Origin of the sequence: Planktotalea sp. (assembly GCF_039984035.1) — a bacterium.
In the GTDB taxonomy this organism is placed as follows: Bacteria; Pseudomonadota; Alphaproteobacteria; order Rhodobacterales; family Rhodobacteraceae; genus Planktotalea.
In genome coordinates this window covers 1-4,162 of the sequence record NZ_JBDWVM010000016.1, presented here as the reverse complement: position 1 = coordinate 4,162, position 4,162 = coordinate 1, and the positions used below count along the sequence as shown (strand labels likewise).

The following is a 4,162-nucleotide window of genomic DNA, read 5'->3' as shown; positions in this document are numbered from 1 at the left end:
CTTGAATGTTTTGACCCTCAGCGTCGCTGGTTTTTCGATCATGATGAGCCTTCTCACCTTGAGCCAAATGCGCCTGCCGCAGCTTGCGCCTATCTGGGCCCTTGGGATCACGCGCAAACAATTGGGCCAGTTGGAGCTGTTACGATCCGTGGTCTTGGCCGTTTGTGTGACGATCCTAGCCATCCCTCTTGGCCTTGCTTTGTCTTGGGCCTTGCTCGCTGTGGTGAACGTGGCCGCCTTTGGATGGCAACTGCCCATGTTCGTCTTCCCGAAATCCTATCTGATCTTGGCGCTTGTTTCAGCGCTGGCCGCTCTTGTCGCGGCGAGTTGGCCAGCCTTGCGCCTTGCGCGCACCGCTCCGCATCAATTGCTGCAAGTGTTCTCAAGCGGGCGTTAGAGTTAGCCCATTATGCCGCGCCGCAGCAGGTTGAGCCCGCCGAACACCAAAACAAATGATGTCACTTTGCGAAAGGTTGCTTGATCAAAGCGGTCAGAGACGCGCCCCCCAACCCACATGCCCAAAATCGCAGTCGGCAAGAGCGAAAGACTCCAAGGAATGGTTTGAGCATTCAAGATACCTGATTTTGAATGCGCAACGACCAGAAGAAACGCGCCAAGCCCATAGACGACACCTTGAACCAGCATTTGCTGACGTTTCTCTGCACCAAGCGCTGTGAGGTATGCCACCGTCGGTGGACCCCACATGCCTGTTAGCCCCCCTGAAATCCCAGCAAGTCCACCAAAGAAGAGGTCCAAAACCTTGCTTTGCCCCCAAGACCCGGGCGTTGGACCAAAGTTGGACAATTGCCAAATCGCAAAGCTGGTTATGCTTGCCCCCATGATGATCAAGAACACATTGGTCGGTAGATGGGGCACCAATTGAGCGGCGCCGAAAAGCGCGAGACCACCAATGCACAGGAAGGCACGGAAATCGACAATGACCTCCCAAGTCGCGCGCAGACCGTAACGTAAGGTTTGCATCATATTGGTCACGAATGTGGGCGCAATCATACCCGCCAAAGCCAGTTCGGGCGGCATGACAGTACTCAGGGAAGACACCAAGATCGTCGGTAAAGCAAAGCCGACCATTCCCTTCACAACCCCAGCAAAGAACGCGACAACAAGCGCGAAAAGGTAAAGTGAAAGCGGGAGAATCGTAAAAATTGAATCCATGCTATGTCATAACAGCGGGTGGATTTGATGCGTAGCGCGGAATTATCAGAAATCCACCGCGCAATATAAAAACAAAAAAATAAACTAATTCGCATTTATGTTGCGCTGCAACTGCGAAAGGATTAGGTAACGGTGACGCATTACAAGAGAGATTTTCGATGGCACATGACGGACAGGATATGACAATGACAACTCCGGTGATCCTCCCTAACCTCCTGCAATTGACCAAGGCGGCAGTCACGCCTGCGGAAACGATCCTTGATCTCGCGCGGGAACGCCTACGCGAAACAGTCAGCGCGGACGGTCGTGTCTCAAACGCACTTATCGAAGAAAATCAAACAGCTAGCCACGGGTTCGCTTGGCTTGCAACCTATGTTGAAAGCCTGCGCCAGATGCAAGGCTGGGCTGAACGTCAGCAAGACGCAGGCACCTTTGGTGAGCTAGAACAGTTGATCCACCAAATCGCTTTTGGTGAATACCTCTGGCAGATCTATGGCGGCATCCCGATGAATCAGGGAGAGATTCTGCGACTGCAAGATATCGGTCTTTCCCAAGAAGATTCGCGTGCATTAACCGAACCTGCTGTGATGACGTTGACCCAGCAAGGCAACACACAAGCCGCGCGCACGCGTTTGGTAGAGCTGATGCAAGAGCAATCTGGCGCGACGATGTTTGGTGCTTCCGGCCTTGATGAAGAACTCGAAATGATCCGTGATCAGTTCCGCCGCTATGCTGTGGAGAAGGTCGAGCCCTTCGCACATGAATGGCACCTCAAGGACGAATTGATCCCGATGGAGATCATCGATGAATTGGCCGAGATGGGTGTATTCGGCCTGACAATCCCAGAAGAATTTGGTGGTTTCGGCCTCTCAAAGGCCTCCATGTGCGTCGTGTCCGAAGAATTGTCGCGTGGATATATCGGTGTTGGCTCGCTCGGCACGCGATCTGAAATCGCGGCGGAATTGATCATTGCGGGCGGTACGGATGAACAGAAAGCCAAATGGCTACCGCAAATCGCATCTGCTGAAACGCTGCCGACTGCCGTCTTTACCGAGCCGAACACAGGGTCCGATCTCGGCTCCTTGCGCACGCGAGCCGTCAAAGATGAGAACGGCGATTACAAAGTGACGGGTAACAAGACATGGATCACGCATGCGGCGCGCACCCAAGTGATGACCCTGCTCGCTCGCACCGATCCCGAGACAAGCAACTACAAAGGCTTGTCCATGTTCCTGGCGGAAAAAACACCCGGAACAGATGAAGCCCCATTCCCGACTGACGGCATGACCGGCGGCGAGATCGAAGTGCTCGGGTATCGCGGTATGAAGGAATATGAACTGGCGTTCGACAACTTCCACGTCAAAGGCGAGAACCTATTGGGCGGCGAAGAAGGCAAAGGGTTCAAGCAATTGATGGAAACCTTTGAGAGCGCGCGCATTCAAACGGCCGCGCGCGCGATTGGCGTAGCGCAATCGGCGCTCGATGTAGGGATGCAATACGCGATTGATCGCAAACAGTTTGGCAAGAGTCTAATCAACTTCCCACGCGTTTCTGGCAAGCTCGCGATGATGGCCGTTGAGATTATGGTCGCACGTCAGTTGAGCTATTTCTCTGCCCGTGAAAAGGACGAAGGACGTCGTTGCGATCTTGAGGCTGGTATGGCGAAATTGCTTGGTGCGCGCGTGGCTTGGGCGGCTGCGGACAACGCTTTGCAAATTCATGGCGGCAACGGTTTCGCGTTAGAGTACAAGATTTCGCGTATCCTCTGCGATGCACGGATTTTGAACATCTTCGAGGGTGCGGGCGAAATTCAAGCGCAGGTTATCGCGCGTCGTTTGCTTGGCTAGTCGGTTTTCGAAAGTTTGAGCAGGAGCCCCTCGGCGCAACGCGTCGGGGGGCTTTTTTGTTTTAGGCAGTTTTGATTACGCATCTTTGTACAAAGATACTCCCATAACTGCGGGAATGCCGAGGAAGATGATCCATTGCGGCATCGCAAAAAGCGCATCCAACATCGACGCATTGTAAAAGATAAAGAGCCCTGCGAAGGCGAGCTGGATCGCAATAATGAAATAGGCCAAGGCGTCGTTCTTGCTGCGCGCGAGGTAGAATATTCCAATAGCCATCAGCGCAAGGATCGCCGTAATCGCGTGCCACACGACCATCGAGGTTCCTTTGATTACCGGATGGATGTCTGTTTCAAGAATAGGGTTCATAATTTCTGACGTTCCGCCAAACAGATGCAAGCCTGTTGTCAGCGCCATCAATACGGCTGCGATACACATGATTTTCTTCATAGGTCGTCCTCCATACGCAACCGTATAGTAAGCTGTCTTGCGACGGTCAATACGCTGACGTATGTTAGGGTATGAGCAGATTGACGCAGACAGATTGGATGGTGGCGGGTTTCCGCTCCTTAACCGAAAATGGGCCACAAACCTTAAAAGCAGAGCCATTGGCGCGCTCATTGGGCACGACCAAAGGTTCGTTTTATTGGCACTTTAAGGATGTACCGACCTTTCAGGCCAGCATGTTGGAGCACTGGGAAGAAAAAGCGACGCGAGAGATCATCGTCTTGCTCGACTCTATCCCCTCTCCGGAAGCAAAACTCCGTACGCTTGCGAAGGTTTCGACCGAATTGCCTGACGGCTACGGTGGTGTTGGGGTTGAGCCTGCGATCCGCGCCTGGGCGAAATCTGATGAACGCGTTGAACAGGCGGTACGCCGCGTGGACGGAGCGCGACTGGCGCATTTGTCGGGCATTTTTGAACAGCTAGGAATGGCCAATCCCGATTTGCCAAAGCTGTTTTATGCGGGGCTGATTGGCCTTCAGGAAGTTGCTCATGGCAATGAAGATAATTATGGCGCACCGCTCGGCACACTTGCCGATCTTATGATTGCCCTGTCTGAAACGGACTAATGTCTAGCGTGCCTCGCCCCATTTATCCGTTAGTTGCGCAATGATCTGATCGCGCGATTGCTTGTAGGCTTC

General features: G+C 53.3%; 5 protein-coding genes. 3 read left to right on the top strand and 2 right to left on the bottom strand.

Features of this window, described 5'->3' with window-relative positions; translation table 11 throughout:
* Positions 1–397, top strand: a 397-nt coding sequence (locus ABJQ89_RS00845; RefSeq protein WP_348494388.1) for an FtsX-like permease family protein, incomplete at its 5' end; no start/stop codon positions are given.
* A gap of 2 nt (positions 398–399) precedes the next feature.
* On the opposite strand, the gene ABJQ89_RS00840 is transcribed toward ABJQ89_RS00845, so the two are convergent.
* The gene (locus tag ABJQ89_RS00840) at positions 400–1,173 is read right to left on the bottom strand and encodes a sulfite exporter TauE/SafE family protein (protein WP_348494387.1); all 774 of its coding nucleotides are present in this window, start codon (positions 1,171–1,173) and stop codon (positions 400–402) included.
* 158 nt (positions 1,174–1,331) lie between these two features.
* On the opposite strand from ABJQ89_RS00840, the gene ABJQ89_RS00835 reads away from it, so the two are divergent.
* Positions 1,332–3,020 (top strand): acyl-CoA dehydrogenase family protein, encoded by a 1,689-nt coding sequence (locus ABJQ89_RS00835; RefSeq protein WP_348494386.1) that lies wholly within the window; start codon positions 1,332–1,334, stop codon positions 3,018–3,020.
* Between the two features lie 75 nt (positions 3,021–3,095).
* On the opposite strand, the gene ABJQ89_RS00830 is transcribed toward ABJQ89_RS00835, so the two are convergent.
* Complete coding sequence (locus tag ABJQ89_RS00830; RefSeq protein WP_348494385.1) at positions 3,096–3,467, bottom strand: hypothetical protein; 372 nt, start codon at positions 3,465–3,467, stop codon at positions 3,096–3,098.
* A 71-nt stretch (positions 3,468–3,538) separates the two neighbouring features.
* On the opposite strand from ABJQ89_RS00830, the gene ABJQ89_RS00825 reads away from it, so the two are divergent.
* Positions 3,539–4,090, top strand: a complete 552-nt coding sequence (locus tag ABJQ89_RS00825; protein WP_348494384.1) for a TetR/AcrR family transcriptional regulator — start codon at positions 3,539–3,541, stop codon at positions 4,088–4,090.
* The last annotated feature ends 72 nt before the right edge of the window (positions 4,091–4,162 follow it).

Bases quoted from the DNA above. Each gene is read 5' to 3' on its own strand.
- ABJQ89_RS00840 (WP_348494387.1), bottom strand. From the start codon at position 1,173: ATGGATTCAATTTTTACGATTCTCCCGCTTTCACTTTACCTTTTCGCG.
- ABJQ89_RS00835 (WP_348494386.1), top strand. From the start codon at position 1,332: ATGGCACATGACGGACAGGATATGACAATGACAACTCCGGTGATCCTC.
- ABJQ89_RS00830 (WP_348494385.1), bottom strand. From the start codon at position 3,467: ATGAAGAAAATCATGTGTATCGCAGCCGTATTGATGGCGCTGACAACA.
- ABJQ89_RS00825 (WP_348494384.1), top strand. From the start codon at position 3,539: ATGAGCAGATTGACGCAGACAGATTGGATGGTGGCGGGTTTCCGCTCC.